General features: G+C 36.7%; 20 protein-coding genes, 1 tRNA gene and 1 pseudogene. 15 read left to right on the top strand and 7 right to left on the bottom strand.

The window, feature by feature from the left end; all coding sequences use genetic code 11:
• Positions 1-155: 155 nt before the first annotated feature.
• Positions 156-1,475 carry a DUF4270 family protein gene (locus AAY42_RS11230; protein ID WP_055397901.1) on the top strand — a complete coding sequence of 440 codons (1,320 nt, stop codon included), beginning with the start codon at positions 156-158 and terminating at the stop codon, positions 1,473-1,475.
• A complete protein-coding gene (locus AAY42_RS11225; RefSeq protein ID WP_101956448.1) occupies positions 1,468-2,718 on the top strand; it encodes a BamG family beta-barrel-assembly machinery protein in 1,251 nt (416 codons plus the stop codon). The genes AAY42_RS11230 and AAY42_RS11225 overlap by 8 nt, the downstream gene beginning before the upstream one ends.
• Before the next feature lie 68 nt (positions 2,719-2,786).
• Here the strand turns inward: AAY42_RS11225 and AAY42_RS11220 are convergent, their stop codons facing one another.
• The 5 genes from AAY42_RS11220 to AAY42_RS18575 form a co-directional block, all read right to left on the bottom strand.
• A complete protein-coding gene (locus AAY42_RS11220; RefSeq protein WP_055395220.1) occupies positions 2,787-4,226 on the bottom strand; it encodes a CotH kinase family protein in 1,440 nt (479 codons plus the stop codon).
• Between the two features lie 2 nt (positions 4,227-4,228).
• Complete coding sequence (locus tag AAY42_RS11215) at positions 4,229-4,954, bottom strand: DUF2490 domain-containing protein (RefSeq protein WP_055395218.1); 726 nt, start codon at positions 4,952-4,954, stop codon at positions 4,229-4,231.
• Positions 4,955-4,964: 10 nt separating this feature from the next.
• Positions 4,965-5,570: a DUF4956 domain-containing protein gene (locus AAY42_RS11210; RefSeq protein ID WP_055395216.1), complete on the bottom strand. Its 606-nt coding sequence runs from the start codon at positions 5,568-5,570 to the stop codon at positions 4,965-4,967.
• Between the two features lie 13 nt (positions 5,571-5,583).
• Complete coding sequence (locus tag AAY42_RS11205) at positions 5,584-6,339, bottom strand: polyphosphate polymerase domain-containing protein (protein WP_139063724.1); 756 nt, start codon at positions 6,337-6,339, stop codon at positions 5,584-5,586.
• 264 nt (positions 6,340-6,603) lie between these two features.
• Positions 6,604-6,732, bottom strand: a complete 129-nt coding sequence (locus AAY42_RS18575; RefSeq protein WP_262491955.1) for a hypothetical protein — start codon at positions 6,730-6,732, stop codon at positions 6,604-6,606.
• A gap of 34 nt (positions 6,733-6,766) precedes the next feature.
• Here AAY42_RS18575 and AAY42_RS11200 point away from each other — a divergent pair, with 34 nt between their 5' ends.
• The 5 genes from AAY42_RS11200 to AAY42_RS11180 all read left to right on the top strand — a co-directional run bounded on the left by AAY42_RS11200 (position 6,767) and on the right by AAY42_RS11180 (position 11,990).
• Positions 6,767-7,399, top strand: coding sequence for a Crp/Fnr family transcriptional regulator (locus AAY42_RS11200; RefSeq protein WP_055397899.1), 633 nt, complete (start codon positions 6,767-6,769; stop codon positions 7,397-7,399).
• 65 nt (positions 7,400-7,464) lie between these two features.
• Complete coding sequence (locus tag AAY42_RS11195) at positions 7,465-9,198, top strand: SulP family inorganic anion transporter (protein ID WP_055395212.1); 1,734 nt, start codon at positions 7,465-7,467, stop codon at positions 9,196-9,198.
• 57 nt (positions 9,199-9,255) lie between these two features.
• Entirely contained in the window at positions 9,256-10,665 is a 1,410-nt protein-coding gene (locus AAY42_RS11190) for an MBL fold metallo-hydrolase (RefSeq protein WP_055395210.1), read from the top strand.
• A gap of 8 nt (positions 10,666-10,673) precedes the next feature.
• A complete protein-coding gene (locus tag AAY42_RS11185) occupies positions 10,674-11,060 on the top strand; it encodes a rhodanese-like domain-containing protein (protein WP_055395208.1) in 387 nt (128 codons plus the stop codon).
• A 60-nt stretch (positions 11,061-11,120) separates the two neighbouring features.
• Positions 11,121-11,990 carry a DUF5694 domain-containing protein gene (locus tag AAY42_RS11180; RefSeq protein ID WP_055395206.1) on the top strand — a complete coding sequence of 290 codons (870 nt, stop codon included), beginning with the start codon at positions 11,121-11,123 and terminating at the stop codon, positions 11,988-11,990.
• Positions 11,991-12,000: 10 nt separating this feature from the next.
• Here the strand turns inward: AAY42_RS11180 and AAY42_RS11175 are convergent, their stop codons facing one another.
• A complete protein-coding gene (locus AAY42_RS11175; protein WP_055395204.1) occupies positions 12,001-12,876 on the bottom strand; it encodes a sterol desaturase family protein in 876 nt (291 codons plus the stop codon).
• A gap of 247 nt (positions 12,877-13,123) precedes the next feature.
• Between AAY42_RS11175 and AAY42_RS11170 the strand changes: the two genes are divergently transcribed.
• The 5 genes and pseudogenes from AAY42_RS11170 to AAY42_RS18500 all read left to right on the top strand — a co-directional run.
• Positions 13,124-13,330 (top strand): YgaP family membrane protein, encoded by a 207-nt coding sequence (locus tag AAY42_RS11170; RefSeq protein WP_055395202.1) that lies wholly within the window; start codon positions 13,124-13,126, stop codon positions 13,328-13,330.
• 2 nt (positions 13,331-13,332) lie between these two features.
• A complete protein-coding gene (locus tag AAY42_RS11165) occupies positions 13,333-13,890 on the top strand; it encodes a YeeE/YedE family protein (protein WP_055395200.1) in 558 nt (185 codons plus the stop codon).
• A 2-nt stretch (positions 13,891-13,892) separates the two neighbouring features.
• The gene (locus AAY42_RS11160; RefSeq protein ID WP_055395198.1) at positions 13,893-14,306 is read left to right on the top strand and encodes a DUF6691 family protein; all 414 of its coding nucleotides are present in this window, start codon (positions 13,893-13,895) and stop codon (positions 14,304-14,306) included.
• A 48-nt stretch (positions 14,307-14,354) separates the two neighbouring features.
• Positions 14,355-14,426 (top strand) — tRNA-Arg (locus tag AAY42_RS11155).
• Positions 14,427-14,471: 45 nt separating this feature from the next.
• Positions 14,472-14,659: pseudogene (locus AAY42_RS18500) on the top strand (hypothetical protein); the annotation flags it as partial.
• Positions 14,660-14,778: 119 nt separating this feature from the next.
• Here the strand turns inward: AAY42_RS18500 and AAY42_RS11150 are convergent.
• Positions 14,779-15,615 carry a helix-turn-helix domain-containing protein gene (locus AAY42_RS11150; protein WP_055395197.1) on the bottom strand — a complete coding sequence of 279 codons (837 nt, stop codon included), beginning with the start codon at positions 15,613-15,615 and terminating at the stop codon, positions 14,779-14,781.
• Between the two features lie 93 nt (positions 15,616-15,708).
• On the opposite strand from AAY42_RS11150, the gene AAY42_RS11145 reads away from it, so the two are divergent.
• From AAY42_RS11145 to AAY42_RS11135, 3 genes are all read left to right on the top strand, one after another.
• On the top strand, positions 15,709-19,698 hold the full coding sequence (locus AAY42_RS11145; protein ID WP_055395195.1) for a hybrid sensor histidine kinase/response regulator transcription factor: 3,990 nt from the start codon (positions 15,709-15,711) through the stop codon (positions 19,696-19,698).
• 110 nt (positions 19,699-19,808) lie between these two features.
• Positions 19,809-21,092, top strand: coding sequence for an OmpA family protein (locus AAY42_RS11140; protein WP_055395193.1), 1,284 nt, complete (start codon positions 19,809-19,811; stop codon positions 21,090-21,092).
• A gap of 10 nt (positions 21,093-21,102) precedes the next feature.
• Positions 21,103-22,053 carry a PPC domain-containing protein gene (locus AAY42_RS11135; RefSeq protein WP_055395191.1) on the top strand — a complete coding sequence of 317 codons (951 nt, stop codon included), beginning with the start codon at positions 21,103-21,105 and terminating at the stop codon, positions 22,051-22,053.
• Positions 22,054-22,075 lie beyond the last annotated feature (22 nt).

Raw genomic sequence — 22,075 nt, 5'->3', positions numbered from 1 at the left:
GGTTTTTTAACGTATGAATAGGCGTATTTAATCTACCAACCCAGAAGGCCATTTTGTAGAGAAATTTTTGGTTTTGATCTTATAAAAAACTGGGATGGTCTATCTCGGTTTTAATGCTTGAACATGCCTTCTATTTTTACTTCAAATTAAAAAGGATGGAAAAGAAAATAGGTTTGCTGATCATTGTATTGTTAATGATTATAGCCTGCAATGAAGACAGTCTGACAACAGATTTTGTTGCAGGTGATGTTTTTACTGATAGTAATATTCGTGTAGTACTGGTTGATACAAGTACGGTAGAAATATCAACAATGAAATTTGACAGCATCATAACTTCTCAAGCCACCCGGATGCTGGTGGGCAAGTACACAGACCCTGTTTTTGGAACAGTTCAAAGTTCCAGTTATGCACAGCTGTTGCCCTCTTCTTATACCATTGATGCTGAGGCGGAATATGACAGTATTGTCTTTTATTTAAATTATGATGAATACTATTATAATGATACCCTTCAGCAAAATAGCATCCATATTAAGAAACTGAATGAGCAATTAAAGCCTGCGGATGACACTAGTTTTTACAACACCAGCACAATTTCTTATGAAGATGACGATCTTGGTTTTATAAGCTTTGCTCCAAGGCCTCTGCAAACAGATTCTTTGGAAATTAAAATTGATGATGGCTTTGGAATAGCGCTTTTTGAAAACCTACAGGAAAAAACAATCACAGATTCTGATGAGTTTACGGAGTATTTAAAAGGTATTGTATTTAAACCAGATGAAGCCGATGATGGTTCCGTACTGGGCTTTTCAATTACTTCAAGTCTAATGCGCCTCTATTTTAGCACTTCTGTTGAAGATGAACGGATTCAGGAGTATTTGGATTTTACAATAAACACCTCAACCACTCCCATGCCTTTCTATAATCAGATTACTGCGGAAGATGCAAACACCTATATAGAAAGTCTTACAGATCAAGAAATAAACTTGGAGAGTTCCCAATCGGAAAATCAGAGTTATATACAATCAGGTATTGGGATAGCCACAAGAATTCAATTTCCACATATAAAATCCATATATGATATTCCTGGAACCGGGACCATTTTAGATGCTGTCCTTAAAATAAAACCTACAGAAGGCTCTTATGATGATCAGTTGCCGTTAAGGGACAATATCTCTGTATATCTAGTTGATCAAAACAATGACCTCACCGGGCAACTATTTACTTCAGATGGTTCAACCATTCTGGCAACACTAAATACCGATGATGAAGAATTCAACGACATCTACTATGAGGTCTACCTGGGCAGTTATATTGAAGAACTACTTCAGGCCGAAAGGGAAACCAACGAAGCACTAATTCTTTTACCAAGTGACTATAGCGCCACAGTGGACAGATTTGTTTTGAATGGAAACAACAGCGCTGACTACCAAACAACATTAGAGCTAACCTATGCTATATATGATGAAGATGAATAAGAGTATTAGTGGTAAAATATTTTTTGGTGTAGTGTTATCCATAACCTATTCATTCGGACAATCTGAAGGTTTAACAAGCTCTCCATATTCATTGTACGGGTTGGGGATAATAAACCAAACCAGTATTGGAAGATCCAATAGTATGGGCTATACGGGAATTGGATTGAAAACGGAAACGGAGATCAATAATTTGAATCCTTCAAACTTTGCACTGATCCCGAAAAATTCCTTTTTCTATGATATAGGGGTAATGGGGGAGCATAATAATTTTAGCAATAAAGGCACTGATGAAACCCGGACCACATTAAACTTTTCCAATTTGGCATTTGCGTTCCGAATAACGGACGGTTTGGGAGCTGGAATTACTATGGTGCCCTATAGCGATGTTGGATATTCCTTAGTAGGACTCCAAACAAATATTGAAGGGACCAATGAAACCTTTGAAAGTAATGTGTCCGGTTTGGGTGGATTGAATGACCTTAGATTGAATCTGGGATACGGGATAATAGATAAATTACGCTTGGGTGTAAGTGCTTCGTTTCTTTTTGGCAATATTGAGGAAGACGAGGCTTTCATAACAACCAATAGTGCTTTTCAACTTACAGAAGCTACCAATTACAGTGGCGTTAGATTAGGTTTGGGTATGCAGTATGACATTTCGGAAAAGATAACCTTTGGGAGTACAATCCAATTTCCAACAAGTTTAACAGGCAATTTAAAACGTTCCGTAATAAAGGTTTTGGATGGAGCGGAAGTTACCGTGGAGGATGAGGAAACGGATACTACTTCCGATTTTAATATGCCAATGGAACTTGGTTTTGGAATAAGCGCTAAACTGTTTAAAACGTTAATCGTAACTACAGATTACAAGAGAAATTTTTGGAACAATACGGGACAGGCGGAGAATATTGGAAACTATGTGGACCAGGATATTTACGCTTTTGGTCTGGAATATATGAAAGACCCAACGAGCTTTAAATACAAGAATAGGATACGATATAGAGCTGGGTTTAATTATGACAATGGGTATTTGGCAATTAATGATTCCAAAATAGATGGTTATACTATTACGGCGGGGATTGGCCTTCCAATAGGTCAAGGAACTAATTCCATGCTCAATTTTTCGTATGGATATGGCTCAAAAGGGCAAATTCAGAATATACTCATTAAAGAGGATTACCACCTACTTACACTAAATTTGAGCCTTGAAGACCTTTGGTTCAAAAAAAGGAAAATCAATTAATTCTCGAAGCACCTTTTGGGTAAATCAACTTGAGTATTCCACTGAACACTCAAGTTGACGTATAAGAATTACTGTGCTGATAAATAACTGCTTACCGCCGAAGCCCGACTTGCAGCATGCGACTCAAGTATTGAAACCGCAGATTGAAAATCTGAACTTGACTCTAAAAAGGTGTATCCGGATATTTCGGAAGTGGCATAGGATTCAACCAATGTTGCATACGTGTTATACAATGCTTGTACCGTACTTGTCTCAAATGCCCCCTCTATAACCTCCTGTACATAGGCATCGTACGTAGCTTTATAAACTGGGTCATTATATATATAACCAATCAATGGCCAGCTAGCTGCATTAAGCCCAGAAAAATCTAAGGGTAGGGCACCTCCCTGATTACCAGTTTGGAATGCTTCATTGTTATCCCATGGAATCCATGTTAATTTTCCCGTTTCAGGATCGTTATATAGATAATAGTTGTGTGTCATTCTACCATAAGTATCCCAATTCTGAATAATGGTATTTACGGCCAAATATTTTAGATATTTATCAGTGTCGAAAATGGCATCCAAATTTGATCGCCAAGTAGCTGCATCACTTGTTCTGGTAGACGAGTTAATGATGGTCAATAAGCTTTCAACATCCGAAAAATCAGCTTCATCCTCATTTGTTTTCTTTTCATACTCATCTTCGTCATAAGTTCCTGACGCAAATGTGGCCGCATCGCCATCCGGTTTGTATACATTACCATCATTGCTTGTAAATTGGGTATCAATAACGGTATCATCCACCTCTTCGACCAAAGTATATAATCCAAAATAGGTAGGGCCATTACCATTGTCCACATAAACCTGATAAAATGCAGTATGCGAAACAGCTAATCCTGCGCTTTTAAATATATCGGCGGCTACCTTTTCCCGTAGCATGGATTCATCATTGAAATTATTTTTAAGGCTCAGCTTTTTAAATCCGTAAAAACGTTGGTCATCTATCTGGGGATAATCATCTTCAAACTCATCAAAATCCAATTTAAATGATAGTTTTAAAATGCCTGAACCCCAACTACTTGCTAAACTGGAGTTGCCTTTAAAACGCACACCAACCTTATACCATTCAATATCATTATAAAAAACAGAGCCAGGAACAAAAACCGGATTTTCATCAGAAAAATCATTACCAGCTCTCCCACTTCCAAAATTTCCATACAAATCGGTCATATCATCAATCATGACATCCCAGTTATCTTCTGAAATAACAATGTCCAATCTTTTCACTTCATCATCAGGAAATACTGCATCAAAATTGGGGTCGGCGTCCTTGCTATGTGTATCTATGGTCCAATCTGTTGCCACAAAATCGGTATCATCGATTACAACATCAGTATTCTCTTCTGCTTGTTCTTCAGCTTCCTCATCGTCCAAAACTATTTCTTTGGTCGAGCAGCCAATGAATAGAAAGGCTGCAAAAAGTATAATGCTCAAAGGAGCTGCTATTTTAAAAATTGCTTTTTTCATAGTTATTTGCTTTTAATTGTGTAGATGTATTTTAAACCAATAATGTTGGTAGTCTCTGGAATTGTTTCATTCAAGTCTTTTTCAATACGATAAAACAGACCAAGCTTTCCAAGTTTTTTAAATTTATAATCTGTGCCCAACGTCAATCTTATTTTACTGAATCCGTTATCGTCGTCTTCTTTTTGAAAACGGTTGAACAGTTCTGCCGAAAATTTGGGATCCAACTTCCAGTTTTTAAAATTGTATTCCATACCAGCTTTAAAGCGTATGTTTTGTTTTGCATAATCACCTTCAGAAGTTGAAATTGATAGGTCATTTTTATTTTGATATCGTAAACGATATTTAAGTGTGAAACGCTTTAGCTTGTGTTTGTACATTGCATCCAAATGGAACCTAAAATGATTCTCATACCCTTGGATGCTTCCTTCATTATCATTTTCCCTTATAAACCGGAGGCCAACACCAAAATCAAAGTTTTTGGTGATGGAACGCTCAATACCCAACTGGGTAAAATATTCACTTATTTCTGAAATGTTTTCATCCAATCGTAATTGCTCTTGAAGTTCAAAACTCCATTTCTTATTGGGCTTGTACCTTACGGTGATTGAATTCCAGCTTTCCAAATCATTGGTGTCCTCGGTTTGTGAGTGAATGGTATGTATACATAGTATACTTATCAGTAATGTTCTAAAGAAAAAACTCTTCTTATACGGCTTTATACTCTTCATAAACTACTTTTTATTGCTTCCCATTGAAATAGAAAATGGTCACATTTGCCGTATCTTTTAAAAAATCTACCTCACCAATGGTCACTTTGTTTATGTTTAGACCTGTTCTATTTTCTAAATCACTTTTTAGTGTCTCATAATTCTCAGGCTTTATATTTTCAATATTTTCATAGATAATGGATTTGGATTCTTCCTGTTTTAAGGCCCAATAGCGTTCTATCAAAAAAAGGATTGAAATGATGAGGATATTTGCACCAACAATTTCGAAATAGCTCATTTTTTTGTTGGCCAAAGAGTTTATGACTGATACTCCAATAACCACAAATAAATAGGTCATTTCCTTTATGGGGATGGGATCCGTTCTGTAACGAATAATCCCGAAAATGGCAAAAAGCCCAAGAGCCATTCCAATATCCAGCTCATATTTTTTAAGCGTAAAACATAGGAAAAACACTATAGCGCTGATTAGGTAATACGTGAATACATAATCTTTTCGCTTGGCAAAAGGATAATAAATACATCGGATTATAAGGGTTAAAAATGTAAAGTTGATGACGAACCTGAATAGCATTTTATAAAAGTCATCATCAAAAAGGGGGATATCTAAAAACTCCATATTCTTTTGTCTATTAAGCGGTTATTTTGTTGATTTTAATTAGTTTGCCCTTAAACCGATTGTATTTTAAACCATCATAAACACCTATCATTCCAATGCAATATTTGCTAATACTATAAGGGTTTACCTGTTTGGATTTTAATTGTTGTACTATGGATGAATTTCTATTAAAGCGCTCTTGCTTCACCTCAATAATTACCAGATTATGGTAGGTCTTGAACGAGTTATTTATTTTGAAAGATATATTTAAGTCGATTGTCAAACGTTCCTTGGCTGCTTTACTGACCAATGTGATCCTATTGAATTTGTTCCAAATAATGGGTTCAAGCTCAAAAGTTCTCTTTGTTGTATTTTGAATAAATTCCAAAGAATCTGTGGATAAACTTGGTGTAATCTCATCTATTGAAGTCCTTGTTTTTGTGGTTTTTCCTCTGCCATCTTTCTGTTTAATTTCAAGAAAACAAGTATTGGACTCCACGTATTTTCGAATTCTAATTTTTGTTCTACGGATTTTTTTATTGTGATGATCCGTATAGAATTTTTTTAAGGGTGTATCAAAATACAATGACGAATAGGTGATTATCCTATGTTTGTCCGTTTCAAGAATCCTATATTGATTTTGAATGCTTTCCAGAATGGAGGGCAGATCTTTTTCATGAATTACAAACTTGGTGTCTGTTCTTTTCATCAATCTCACCTCGTCCATTTCTTCCAAAGAAATAGGGGATAATTTTTGGGTCAGTTGTGTTATGTCTTGTGCTATTTTCAATGTTATGTAAACTTTACGTCCCGATTGTTTCTCCCATTAATTGAATTGGTATGTTAACTCATGGGCCACTTTTTTTTGAATCTTAAATTCTTAATAGGCATTGACACACATAGTGTTAGGGACTTTAGAAGTTTAGATGTGATTGTTTTTAAAAACTTGCGGTGTTAACTTAAACTTATATTATTGTTAAGTGTAGCGGACTATTTTTAGAAGGTTACTGAAGAGGTTTATCAAAAAAAGTGTGAGCCTTTTTCAACCCAATAATCAACCAGCCAAGTTTACATCGTCAAAAAAGGGTAAGCTTACGGGCATATTTTGGTCATTGGTGGATTGTCTGGACCCCGCCAAAGTGTGGTTTTTTAAAAGCTCTGTTTCCAACTGTATTTTCCTCATGGGTGAACTACTTATTAATGGGTATTTTTGCTTTATGAAAGAGGAACTTCTAAACACCTTTGGAGCACAATTTGAACAACCTTTGATTGATGAAATTGCCCAGACCGGGAAATTGCATGAAATAACTGCAGGTGAAACCATAATGGATATTGGAAACTATGTAAGAGCAATACCATTGCTTCTTAATGGGGCAATTAAGGTTTTGCGTGAAGATGAAGAAGGCGATGAATTGCTATTATATTATCTGGAAGAAGGAGAAACCTGTTCTGTGACCATGGCGTGTTGTCTAGGACAGACCAAAAGTGAAATCAGGGCCATTGCGGAAACGGAAACAAAAATTATTATGGTCCCTGTCCAAAAAATGGAAGAGTGGATGGCAAAATATAAGGGGTGGCGTAACTATGTTTTTGAAAGCTATCATAATCGTCTGAACGAATTGTTGCATACAGTGGATAGTATTGCCTTTAAAAATTTGGATGAGCGGCTGGTGGAATACCTTAAAAAGAAATCAGAAGTTACCAATGATAACCGCATTCGAAGTACGCATCAGGAAATTGCGTATGATCTTCACACCTCAAGAGTTGTAGTTTCCAGATTACTGAAAAAGCTGGAAAAAATGAAAAAACTGGAACTCCACAGAAACCATATTGTAATTGTAGATTTATAGCTTTTGTCTCTTTTGTTACTAAGAAACAGTAGTTAACACTGTATTTTTGCAAAAAGAAGTGCTAAATGTTCAAACGGTATTTTCCAATCTTATCTTGGATAAAAGAGTATAATCGTTCCTTCTTTTATAACGATTTAATTGCTGGTGCCACCCTTGGTATTATGCTGATTCCGCAAGGAATGGCATACGCAATGATTGCGGGAATGCCACCTATTTATGGGCTTTATGCCGCCTTGGTTCCACAATTTATTTATGCTCTTACGGGAACATCAAGACAATTGGCTGTAGGTCCCGTAGCTATGGATTCCTTATTGGTTGCAGCAGGGATTGGCGCTTTGCAGCTTTCCAATATCCAAGACTATATTTCAGTCGTCCTATTTTTAACTTTGATTATTGGAGGGATTCAATTGATTTTGGGCTTTTTGAAAATGGGCTTTTTCGTCAATTTCTTATCCAAGCCAGTTATTAGTGGGTTTACTTCTGCCGCTGCAATATTAATTGGGTTGGGGCAAGTGAGGCATGTTTTGGGAATTGAGTTTGCCCAGTCAAGTAAAATTCATACCCTACTCGAAAACATCTTTGGAAACATAAATCAAACCAATATATATGTTCTTTTGTTGGGCCTGGGAGCAATCCTTTTTATACTTCTCATGAACAGAATCAGCAAAAAGATACCTACTCCACTCATACTGGTCATTTTAGGTATAGTTGCAGCAGTATTTCTTGGTCTTGAAGCAAAAGGCGTGAGAGTTGTTGGTGAAATTCCGAAAGGATTGCCCATGCTAAAAGTCCCTAATATCCATCTCTCAGAACTTGGTTCATTAGTACCAATAGCTATAACCATCGCCCTTTTTGGATTTATGGAATCCATTTCCATAGGGAAAACCGTTGAAGAAAAACATGCAGAGTATGAACTGGATGCCAACCAAGAACTTAGGGCACTCGGACTTTCCAATCTTTTGGGGTCCCTCTTTCAATCTTTTCCGGTATCTGGAAGTTTTTCCCGAACCGCCGTTAATGAGCAAGTAGGTGCCAAAACAGGGATGACACTAATCTTTAGTGCTGTCATCATTGCAGGTACACTTTTGTTTTTGACACCGCTTTTTTACAATTTACCAACTGCGGTCCTCGGTGCAATAATCATCGTTTCCGTGATAGGGCTCATAGATGTTAAATATCCAAATGACCTTTTCAAACATAGAAAAGATGAGTTTTTCCTATTGGCGATTACTTTTTTAATGACCCTTTTTATTGGTTTGATAGAAGGAATAGTTTTAGGGGTTTTACTCTCACTTTTGTTATTGGTGTATCGCATATCCAATCCGCATATAGCCGTGTTGGGAAGAATACAAGGAACAAATTATTTCAAAAATGTGGCCCGCTTTAAAGAAGAAGTCGAGGTAAATACCAATACATTGATCTTTAGGTTTGATGCCCAACTTTATTTTGGCAACAAGGACTATTTTAAAAAGGAATTGTACAAACAAATTGACTTAAAAGGAGTGGGCCTGAGGTATGTCATTCTAAATGCTGAGGCAATCAATTATATTGATAGTAGCGCTGCTGCAATGTTGGAACGTATTGTGAAAGATTTACATTCAAAGGACATTCAGTTTTTGATTGCCGGAGCAATTGGACCAACCCGGGATATTTTTTATAGCAGTGGACTTATTGATGTTATTGGAAAAGAAAACCTTTTTGTACAGACCTTCGAAGCAGTTGATTGCTGCTCCAACCAAAAGGGAAGAAGTGAGATTCAAGAGAAAATTTCACTACAATCCAGAACAAAGCATTTGTAACTTTAGTAACTGTAAAAGTAGATTGGGCAAAATATCTTTGAAATAAAATTAGAAAATATGAAAATTGAACAGATATACACAGGGTGCTTAGCACAAGGAGCTTATTATATTGAGAGCCAAGGAGAAGTTGCCATTATTGACCCCTTAAGAGAGGTGAAACCCTATATAAAAAGAGCTAAAGAAGATGGAGCTACCATAAAGTATATTTTTGAGACGCATTTTCACGCCGATTTTGTTAGTGGACACGTGACACTTTCCAAAGAAACAGGAGCAGCAATTGTGTATGGCCCAAATGCAAACCCCTCTTTTGATACCATCATTGCAGAGGATGGGCAAGAATTTAAGTTGGGAAATTTGATTATAAAAGTGCTTCACACTCCTGGACATACTATGGAAAGCACCACCTTTTTACTGAAAGATGAATCAGGAAAGGACCATGCTATTTTTAGTGGGGATACCTTATTTCTGGGAGATGTAGGAAGACCTGATCTGGCCCAGAAAGTAGCCCATATGACCCAGGAAGAATTAGCCGGGATTTTATTTGATAGCCTCCGAAACAAAATAATGCCCTTGGCCGATGATATTATCGTTTACCCAGCCCATGGAGCTGGCTCAGCTTGTGGAAAGAATATGATGAAGGAAACCGTGGATACGTTGGGAAATCAGAAAAAAATGAATTATGCTCTACGTGCAGACATGACCAGAGAAGAATTTATAAAAGAGGTCACCGATGGCCTATTGCCACCACCACAATATTTTCCTTTGAATGTAAAGATGAATAAGGAAGGATATGAGGATATTGATGACGTTTTACAAAGAGGCACACAAGCCTTAACACCGGATGCTTTTGAAACGGCTGCAAACGAAACTGGAGCAATAGTTTTAGATGTGAGACATCAAAATGATTTTGTAAAAGGACATGTGCCCAGATCTATATTTATTGGATTGGATGGAAGCTTTGCTCCATGGGTGGGAGCATTGATTGCAGATGTTGAACAGCCCATTCTTTTGGTGGTTCCTGAAGGAAAAGAAGAAGAGACCATTACACGCCTTTCACGAGTAGGTTTTGATGGCACCCTTGGCTATTTAAAAGGAGGTATACAAGCTTGGAAGGATGCAGGAAAGGAAGAAGATACTGTAGAAAGCATAGATGCAAATGAGCTTAAGGCACGTTTGGAAAATGGGATTCCCGTATTTGATGTTCGGAAGGAAACGGAATTTAACGCAGAACATGTTGAAGGTGCCAAATTAACTCCATTGGATTTCATCAATGACCATTTGGCGGAATTTCCTGAAAAAGAAACCTTTTATGTGCATTGTGCCGGAGGGTATCGTAGTGTTATTGCAGCATCAATCCTTAAAAGCAGAGGCATTCATAACCTTGTTGATGTTGCAGGAGGTTTTAAGGCAATCAAGGACGCTGGGATTTCAGTTACAGATTTTGTGTGTCCCACCACCCTAAAATAGCTATCGTTTTGAAAAGTATACTAAAGACAATAGTATTCGTTTTTTGTTTTTTACAACTTGTTTCATGTCAATCCCAGCAGGAAGAAATCATCAAAAAAATTGATAAAGAAACACTTAAGGAGAATGGTATTGGCAAAAATGTACAGTTGATAGATGTGAGAACCCAACCGGAGTATGAAAATGGACATATAGCTGATGCCTTGAATTTCAACATAAATCAGAAAGAAACATTTTTAGAACAAATCTCCACACTTGATAAAGCCAAACCGGTTTACCTTTATTGTAAAAAAGGTGGGCGAAGCAATCGCGCTGCTGAATTATTAAAGCAAAGAGGTTTCAAGAAAATTTATGACTATTCTGGGGGATACGATGAATGGAGCAAAAAAATTGATTAGTTCTTTTTTACTGTAACAAATTTATAGTGTCTTACTCTTTGAATTATAAAATTCTATAAGATGAGAGTACTTCACCTTTCCACACTTTTTTGTTTATGTTGTTCAATGACATTTGGTCAAGTAAAGGACAATGATGAAAAAATAAGCATAAAACCACCTTCTGAATTTTTTCCCAAAGAAAGAGCACAGGTACTTGTGGTTGGGTCTTTTCATTTTCACTATCCTGGATTGGATAGCTTTAAAACGATGGAGGAGGATAAAATCGATGTGCTAAAAGAACCCAAGAAAAGTGAAGTAGCAGAACTGGTTGAATACATTAAACGATTTAAACCTACTAAAGTGGCCATTGAAGCTAGACCAAAATGGAATGCTACTTCAAAGCTTCGGGAATATAAATCTGGAATGCACAGGGATAAAAGGGATGAACGCTATCAGCTTGCAATGCGAATTGTCAATGATTTTAGTATGGATACATTATATAGTATTGATGTACATTCCCTAAGTCAAGACCTGTATAAAAAAGACTCGGTTTTTTTAAAGTCAATTACAAATAAAATTGATTGGAACGCCCAAGACCCATATTGGGATATGGCTAAAGAATGGTTGAATTACAGAGAGAAGATGCTCAATAAAGTACATATATTGGATTTTTTTAAGCACATCAACAGTAGGGAATCGCACAATGCAAACTATGGCACTTATCTCACAGGAAATTTTACTGCAGGAGATGTTCAGGGAGCGGACAATCTTTCCATTTGGTGGTACAACAGGAATGCACGTATTTTTTCCAAAATCATACAACTGACTGAAAGTACTGAAGATAGAATTTTAGTGGTTATGGGCAATGGACACGCAGCCATACTGCGACAATTTTTGGAAGCCTCACCCCAATTTGATTTTGTGGAATTCGGTGATTTGGAAAACTATTGAATGGGCAAAACTACTCTTTAACTTTTGAGAAACCATAGATTAACTGCCTCCAGAAACTTTTTGGCACAGTTTCATCACCAGAGAACCCTAATTTAATTGTGCCACTTTGTTCAGGAATATAATTGGTCTTAAAAAGATAGTCCCATAAGCTTAAGCTTATTCCAAAGTTCACGCCATATTTTTCATCTGGCAAAGTATAGGAATGGTGGTATAGGTGCATTACGGGATTGTTCAGTATATATTTCAGCGGCCCCCATGTCAATTTTAAATTGGCATGGTTCAAATGTCCAATAATGATGGCTGCAAAATGAACAATATAGGCATGCTGTGGTTCAAAGCCGCCCAAAAGCATAATCCCAATTGTTTTTAAAGGTTTGTAAAGTATATTTTCCATCCAATGGTACCGCAAATGAGCGGCAAATCCCATTTCTTTTACACTGTGGTGTATTTTATGAAATTGCCATAAGAAAGGAAACTTATGTAATAGCACATGGGTAAACCATTGAACAAAATCCAAAACAATAAAGAAAACAAGAAGCTGTAGCCATTGGGGCCACATGGATAGATTAAAAATCACCAAGCTTTTTAGGGTAATCCCCAAATCCCCAAATAAAACCCCTAGAAATTTATAGATACCGCTAATTATTATGGCAAAAATGAAGAAGTTGAAGAACATATAAAATGCATCCAACCAAAAATCTTTTCTAAAGATGGATTGCTGTTTTCGCCAGGGGAACAGAATTTCCAGACCCCAGATCAACAATGAAATTACAATCAATCCCCAAAAATAATTGGTGTACCAGGGAACTTTAAACAATATAGAATTCCATGTCCATTGCAAAGAACCTATAAAACCATTTTGTAAACTTTCCCAATATAGTTCCATCTAATGCATAGTTCTTAAAATGAAGACTGCCTGCCCAATTTCTAGAGTCTTTTTGTTGAAATAAAAGTAATATTTTAAGGGAGTTGGGAGTGTAACAAAAGTAACATAATAGTTATAGTGCATTGTTTACATTTGGGAGTGAAATTAAATAAGGCGGCCAAACTGGGAATCGTATGCATACTTTGTATTGTAATTGTTTCGGTGATAGTTTGGTTTGTTGAGTACTTTAAACAATAAACGTAATCTTATGAAAAAGAATATGGGCAACATTGATAGAATTATTCGTTTTGTCGTTGCCGTAATAGTAGCAGTGCTATTTTATCAAAATGTAATTTCAGGAACGTTGGGCTATGTACTTTTAGCTCTTGCCGGAGTTTTTTTAGTTACCAGTTTTGTAAGTTTTTGTCCCCTGTACACCTTGGTAGGACTAAACACATGTAAAGTTAAAAAGTAACTATGGAAATACTTTTAAAGCCGTGGCCGTGGTATATAGCGGGCCCATTACTTGCGCTTACAATGTTTTTATTGATTATGCTTGGCAAGCGATTTGGAATGTCCTCAAATCTTAGAACACTTTGTACCCTCTGCGGAGCTGGCAGGCATTCAGATTTTTTCAAATTCGATTGGAAATCACAGCGATGGAACCTAGTTGTAGTTGCCGGAGTTGTGTTAGGAGGATTTATTGGTAGTAATCTATTGTCTTCTGATACATCTGTTGCTATTAATCCAAATACCGTAGTGGAATTACAAGCTCTTGGGTTTGAAAGTGCTGGAACAGCCTACCTTCCAAAAGAGTTGTTTGATGTTGAAGTATTTTCAGATGTGAAGGGGATAATTTTATTGGTTCTTGGTGGTCTTTTTGTTGGCTTTGGCGCGCGTTACGCAGGAGGTTGTACTTCAGGACATGCTATTTCAGGCCTAAGTAATTTGCAACTTCCCTCATTGATTGCGGTTATTGGGTTTTTTATTGGAGGCTTGTTTACTGTTCATGTTTTATTTCCCCTAATTTTTTAATTATGAGAACACTTGCGTATTTTTTGATTGGGCTATTTTTTGGAATTGTATTATTCAAATCGGAAGCAGCATCTTGGTTCCGAATTTATGAGATGTTCCAGTTTGATGCATTTCATATGTATGGAATCATAGGGTCTGCAATAACAATTGGTGTAATTGGGATTCAACTTATAAAGCGATTCAATATAAAGTCTTTTTCCGGAGAAGAAATTGTTTTTACACCCAAAGAAAAAGGAATTAGAAGGTATTTGTTTGGAGGAATCCTCTTCGGGTTGGGCTGGGCTTTGGCCGGTGCATGCCCTGGTCCAATATTTACCTTGCTAGGCGCTGGATTCTTTCCAATTTTGGTTGTGTTGATATCTGCTGTTCTTGGGACCTACCTTTATGGCCTGCTAAAAGATAAATTGCCCCATTAAAAATTCTTTTTCCTAAAAAACATATTTTTGCAATCCATTTATGGGAATGGCCCCGTAGTTCAATGGATAGAATAGAAGTTTCCTAAACTTTAGATGCAAGTTCGATTCTTGCCGGGGCTACTTTTTAATATTTGCGGGAAATGGTACAATTTGCCAATATTCTAAGAGAACTTCATTTTTCATAAGGCTAGGCATACCTTTGCGATAACAGTTACCCTTACTAATGGCGTACCCATTGAAAATATTTCAAAAATGTTGTGTCATTCCTGACTACTACACAGATATATGCAAAAGTTCTTGAAAGAAAAGAACGCTCACTTTCTGTGCCCACAAAGACAAGAATTAGAGAATAATGTCAAAACAGAAGCCTAACTTTAACTGAGAAAGGTTCTTTAAAACGTTTGCGGCTAGAAGTCCTTATTTTTTATAAATCTAGATTTTGAATAATTATGAACTCTTTTAGGCAACATGTTTAAATCCCCTTTCTCCCCATATAGGTTTTGGTATATACATGTTCGCTTTCAAGAAATTTTTCAGGACTATTACCAATTAACCTTTTAAAGTCATTGATAAAATGGGATTGGTCATAATAACCATGATCCAGAGCTAAATTGAGCAGTTTTTCTCCTTGGGGTGAATTAATAGCTTCAAAAATGGTGTTTAGTTGTATCACCTTGCAAAAAAATTTGGGTGGCACACCAATAATTTCTTTAAATTTCCTTCTAAAATGCCGCAGGCTTATACCAATCTGTTCAGAGAGATGATTTAAACTAACTTGTCCATTTTTTGCATAGATAGTTTCAAAGGCCTTGTCCAACCATGAAATTGGCGGCAATCTGTTTTCCACCAATGCTTCAAGATACTTAATGATAATTGGAAATCTTCCCAATGGATCTGCACAGTTGTTCAATTCTTTTTCAAGTTTAGAAGTATCCATTGGACTGGTCTTATCAAAAGGCACCCATCGGTTCAACGAAAAATCACCGAGTTTATGAAACAGATAGTAAGGTGCCATGGGATGCAGTAAAAAACCTATTTGTCCAAAATACCCATTGACTCTTATGTTTGGGTTGTGATTAAATATTTGACCTGCCAAGTTTAATCTGGATACTGCCGGAGTATAACCTTCTGGCAAAAACAAATCTGGCATAGCTCCATAAACGTTTATTATTACAGGGAAACCGGTCGGAAAAATGGGAATAGTCAAGTCCACCTTATTTTCCGTACTGCCATGAATTGCCATTACCAAATGCGGTTGAAGTTTTTCCGGAATTTCACAATCTACTTTTTCTGCAAATGATTTAATCATGTCCCCTTCAATATTTAAAAAAGCACGCCATTAGATGGATGTCCCTTTTTTCCAATCACTTCTGATAGAATAGCGATACTTTTTCTTAAATATATGAAAAGACCTCTAAACCTCGCTGATTTTAGTTTAGCTTATACCAAGCATTTTTGTCTGCTCTTTTGCTTTATTTTACTTTTTATATATAGTGCAAATGCTCAAAATCAAATTTCTTTTCGGCAGTTAACAGTTAAGGAAGGGCTTTCCCAAAACAGTGTGGTTTCTGTTGCACAAGATAGTTTGGGTTATTTATGGTTGGCTACCCAAGATGGCCTTAACCGTTATGATGGTCGGTCCATAAAGCAGTACCCATTTCAATTTACTGATATTACTAGACCGACTTTTAGCAGGTTGGGTAAAATTTATGTAGATAGAGAGGGGCAGGTTTTCATTATACCATCGGACCACAAGGTTTATAAATATGACAAAGACATAAACGACTTCTTAGCATTGGATAGAATAACCAATGCCTCAACCATTTGGCAAGATGCTTCAAAAAAATATTGGGTAGGTACTACAACTGGACAGGTTTTTTCATTGGAGCAAAATTTGACTTTAACACCATCTAATTCGTATACGCAAATTAAAGGCCAAATAAAAAAAATTGGGACCTGGTCAAGAGACAGTCTTTTTGTTATTTCTGAAAAGGCGTTGTTTTATCTCAATAGTAAAACCCTAGCAAAAAAGGAGATTGCCCTTGAAACCTTATTGGGCGAGAAAATACCCTCAAATTTGAGTACAGCAATTATCGACGAAGGGCAAACACTATGGATTGGTTACCATGGTGATGGACTATTTTATTATGATAAGGCAACCAAAAGCATAAGAAGATTAAGAGACACCTCTTTTGATGGGTACCTTCCTAAAGATTTAGTGATTCTAGACCTGTCTTTTGATGATGAAAATAGACTATGGATTACTACCTATGGGGATGGCCTTTATCTTGTAAACTTTACAACTAATAAAATCATACATTTTTCAGAGCAAAAACAGAATCCCAGGGCGCTCCATTACAATGATATTTTATGTGTCTTTCAAGATGATTCCAAAACTTTATGGTTTGGAACAGATGGGGCCGGTGCTAGTTTTTACGACGCCTACCTGGAAAAATTTAATTCATTCACAAACTATCAAACACCGGCCAATATCAGTATTGATGTAGTCAGGGCAATAACGCTAGATAATACGAACAATGTTTGGATAGGCACATCAGGCAAAGGACTAACCAGTTACGAACCGGCAACAAACAGTTGGATTACGTATACCACACTTAATTCAGATATTTCTTCAAACCGTATCATGAGTTTACACTATGATTCGGATAATGAACTTTGGATTGGAACCCAAAGCGGCGGACTTTCCATTCTGGGCAAGAACAATGTTTTTAGAACATACAACGAAACCAGTAAAATTCCACTATCCTCTGAAACAATATGGGATATTTTTGAAGACCAACAAAATAACATTTGGCTGTGTACGCGCGATGATGGTTTAATTCAATTTGACAAAAGGAAAGGAATTGTCAAACAATATCAGCGATTTAATGTGAGGGACTCAACTGTAACTAGAAAGAACATTCGCGTTATTGTTCAAGACCCAAAAGGCTATTTTTGGATAGGCACGGATAGAGAGGGCCTTATTAAGTTTGACCCGTCAACAGAAAAATCTGAAATCTTTATTACTGATGATAAAATGCCATCCATCAGCTCCAATAGTATAAAATCCTTATATCATGATGAGAATAATGTGTTATGGATAGGAACATCGGGTGCAGGGTTGGATGCTTTAAATATCCAGCAAGGAAAATTCCACAACTACTCTTCTAAATATGGACTACCAAATAATGTGATCTATGGCATACTTCCTGATGAGGCGGGTAACTTATGGCTAAGTTCTAATAAGGGCATTACTAAATTTAAAGTGCCCAAGGACTTTAATGAACTGCCAGAAATCACCAATTACGACAATTATGATGGATTGGCCACTGAGTTTAATACGGGAGCGTATTATAAACACAACAATGGTCAATTATATTTTGGCGCCCTAGAAGGTTTTTATTGGTTTACACCTCAATCCATTTCTGAAAACAAATATTTACCCAAAACAACCATAACTGATTTTAAAGTACTCAACGAAGTAAAGTCGATTTATTTTGATACTATAATGAAGCACAATGAGAACACCATCGATTTTTCGTTTTCAAGCCTTCAATTTTCAGAGCCAGAAAAAAATCAATACAGGTATCGTTTATTGCCCTTAGAAAAAGAATGGATTGAAACTGGCAACAAAAATTTTGTCAGGTATACCCATTTGCCTCCAGATGAATATGAATTTCAGGTGATTTCGAGCAATTATGACGGCAAATGGAACCAAAATCCTGTAGAACATACTTTTAGTATTGCTCCTCCTTGGTATTTTAATATTTGGTCAAAATCATTTTACACACTTCTACTTTTAATCACAGGGCTTTTGGTGTACAGATATCTAAAATGGCGTTGGAAAATGAAACTCGATCTGCAATTGAAGCAAGAGGAAGCTAATAGGTTTAAAAAACTGAATGATTACAAATCGAAAATCTATACCGAGATTGCTCATGAATTTAGAACTCCATTGACCTTAATATCAGGTCCTATAGAATCTAAACTTTCCCAGACAGATATTTCGGAAGAAGAGATTTCCAGGTTTTCAATGATTGAACGTAATACCACAAGATTGACCAACCTTGTAGATGAACTGTTACAATTGGCAAAGCTTGAAGAAGGAAAATTTCAATTGCAAAAAAAATGGGGTAACCTTGGGTTGTTTCTAAAATCGACCGCATCATCATTTAGTTATGAAGCTGAGAAACATAAAATGGATTTCGGCTATAAAGTTCAAGATATTCCCAGCGCATTATATGATGGCGATGTCTTGGATAAAATAATTGTCAACCTTATATCCAACGCGATAAAGTATGGCAAGAAAGGAGGAAAGTGTGGGTTAACCGCATCGCTTAGTGATGGAATTTTGTTTTTGGAAATTTCAAACGATACTAAAACGGAGATTGAAGATGTTCAAAAAATATTTGAACGGTTCTACCAGACCGATAAAAACTCCAAAGGAGCAGGTATAGGGTTGTCCTTGGTAAAAGAATTGGTAAAGTTGTACGATGGAACGATTGAAGTTCTGCAAAATGATGGAACAATTCGGTTTGTTGTTGAGATTGCCATAAAAACGGAACATGATAGGATAAAAACGGAGCCACCCAAGATTTCAAAATTGGAAGTTAAAAAGGATGGGGAGAACTCAAATAGACCCATTTTATTGGTTGTTGAAGATAATGTTGATGTTCGCGATTTTATAACTGTTGAATTTGGGAAATCCTATAAGGTGATTAAAGCTGAAAACGGAAAAATAGGTATTGAAAAAGCTTTAGAACACGTCCCTGATATTGTTATTTCCGATGTTAAAATGCCAGTTGAAGATGGTATTGCACTTTGCAATACTTTAAAGACTGATGAACGAACCAGCCACATCCCGATCATACTACTGACAGCAAGTATCGATAAGCAAAACGAACTAAAGGGATTAAAGGCAGGTGCCGATGATTATGTGACCAAACCCTTTAAGATCAAAATCTTAGAAAAACGGGTTTCTAATTTGGTAAAGTCCCGTAAAATGCTTCGTCAACGTTATAGCCAAGAAAGTTTTCTAAAACCAAAGGACCTGGCGATTACGCCTACTGATGAAGTTTTCTTGAACAAAGTTCAGGAGATATTGGATGAGCATCTAGTAAATCCTGAGTTTAATGCAGGCAAATTCAGCAATTTAATTGGCATGAGCCGTATGCAATTGCATCGAAAACTAATTACCTATACAGGCATATCCACATCAGGGTTTATACGTTCGCAGCGTTTAAAGCAAGCTGTTCAAATTCTAAAAACTTCAGATGCAACTATTAACGAAGTAGCTTATACTGTAGGGTTTAATACCCCTTCTTATTTTATCAAATGTTTTAAAGAAGTCTATAAAAAAACTCCAACAGAATATTTTCAATCTATTCAATAACAGCACTTTACATCACCTGTTACATTTCTTGCATACATTGTTACATACCAGCGATTCCTTTTTGTTTCTCCAAGATACTTTTGATTCCAGAACGATGAAAAAATGGAATCATGAAATCAAAGCTTACATTAATAATCACTTGTTTGTTCTTTTTAGGCCATACATCTTCAAATGCCCAGTTCTTTAAAAAATTAAAAGAAAGAGCCAAACAAGCTGCTGAAGAGACGGTCAGCAGAAAGACTGAGGAAAAGACTTCCGAGGCTCTTGACAGTCTTATTGAAAAACCTTTTAAAAAGAAGAAGAAACGAAGAAGCCAGAACGGTGAAGAGGACTTGTATGAAGAGTCAAACGAAGATTATACAGATGAAGGTTATGAAGAAGATACTTCAAACAATACACAACCCCAATTATGGTCGCAATACAATTTTGTGCCAGGAGATAAAATCATTTTTAACGATGATTTAAGTATAGAAGAGAATGGGGAGTTCCCCTCACGTTGGGATTTACTCTCTGGAAATGCGGAGAACGCCAGTTACGGAGAAAATCTTGTTATCAATCTGAGTCATAAAGCTAAAATCACTCCTTTGATGGATAAAACTGAGTATCTGCCCGAGGTGTTTACCATTGAGTTTGATGCCTTTTTTCAAAGAACAAAGGGCCCAGGGTATCAAGATTATTTTATAAAACTCTGGTCAGACGGAGGTAAATATGGCTATTCTAATGACCGCAAAAGTTATTGTTCAGCAATAGTTGTTAACATGCATGGTGCGTCATTAAACTGTAATAGAAATGGGAGCTCAAATGAATACGAAACCTTTGAGGATTCGATGGTTGTGGGTGTAGATGAACCGGTATGGCGCCGTGTAGCATTGGCCTTCAACAAACGAAGCTTAAAACTATTTCTTGATGAAAAAAGAGTGTTGAACATTCCGAATTTAGGCTACCAACCTGAAGCCCTTGTTTTAGAAGTATTTGCCGTTTATAAAGAATTTTCGGCCATCAAGAATATTCGAATCGCTGAGGGGGGCAAAAAACTCTATGACCGTGTAGTGGCAGAAGGTAAGTTTGTGACCCGGGGTATTCTCTTCGATGTGAACAGTTCCAACATAAAACCTGAATCAGGCGGTGTACTCAAAGAAGTGGTCGCCATGATGCTAGACCATCCCAATCTCAACTTTAGAATCGAAGGCCATACCGATAGTGATGGTGATGCCGAATACAACCTGTCACTTTCCGCTGAACGTGCGGAGGCCGTAAAATGGGCTTTGGTCGAACAGGGCATAGCAGAGAATCGTTTTGAAACCAATGGCAAGGGAGAAGCCGTGCCCGCTGCTGAAAATACTACCCCCGAAGGTAAGGCGAACAACCGCCGTGTAGAATTTATAAAACTTTAAAATAAAAATCATGAAAATAAAAATCACATGTATCAGTATAGCTTTGTTGGCAACTATTATTGTCAATGCGCAAATAACAACAGTAAATAGAAATATTAAAAAAGAAGTTTCCAATGTTGATGCTACAAATTTGTACAAGGATATAAAGCGCAATGCGCAAAGCAGGACAACGTTACTCAAGAAAATTGCCAATAAAAATAAAAAAGGGCATATCAATGCAGATTGGGCCAAGTCTGGTGAAACAGATGAATATCGCGGTTTAATTAAAATTCCTGCAATTTCCTTTCCAGGGTATGTGAGAGTAACCTTGACACATGCCGATAAAGACCTGGGCCCCAAAATGAGTATAACAGCTGCTGGGAGTAAAGGAGGGGTTATAATCACTGGAAGCCCAGGAGCTACAGAAAACAACCGTACACGAACGGCTCATTTTTCCGTACACCCAGGAATGACGTACGATGTTATAATAGAACCGCATAACGATCCCGAATCTTACATTCCACCTATTCCCTATAAGCTAGAATGGGAATATACAGGCTTGGAAGATATTTATGAACCTAATGATACGCAGAAGCAAGCAAAATATATAGATCTTAATAAAACTGTTACTGCTTATGCCATTGTAGGTCATATAAAGAATGGCGTAGCTGGGAATGATGAAAACCTAAATGATTGGTATAGTGTTGTCTTGGACGAAAGCAAAAAAATCCACATAAATACCTTAAGCGCACCGAACGATACTAATCTTGATATAAGATTGTATGATGCTTCTGGTAAATCATTGGGTATTTCAAGAGGGTTTAATTCCATTACTTCTTCTCGCAGTCTTAGCAAGGGTGTTTATTTAATACAAGTAAAATGTCTCTTAAAAAATAATGGTTACCGAAAAGTGCAATACCAAAGTAAGCCCGTACCAGACCATTTTAAGAAGCCTTATAAGTTTATGGTATCAAAAGTTTAAGGTTTCATATTTATTAAAAACA

This window comes from Flagellimonas eckloniae (assembly GCF_001413955.1).
GTDB classification, from domain to species: domain Bacteria; phylum Bacteroidota; class Bacteroidia; order Flavobacteriales; family Flavobacteriaceae; genus Flagellimonas; species Flagellimonas eckloniae.
The sequence above is the reverse complement of the archived record's forward strand: the minus strand, read 5'-3'. Positions and strand labels throughout refer to the sequence as shown.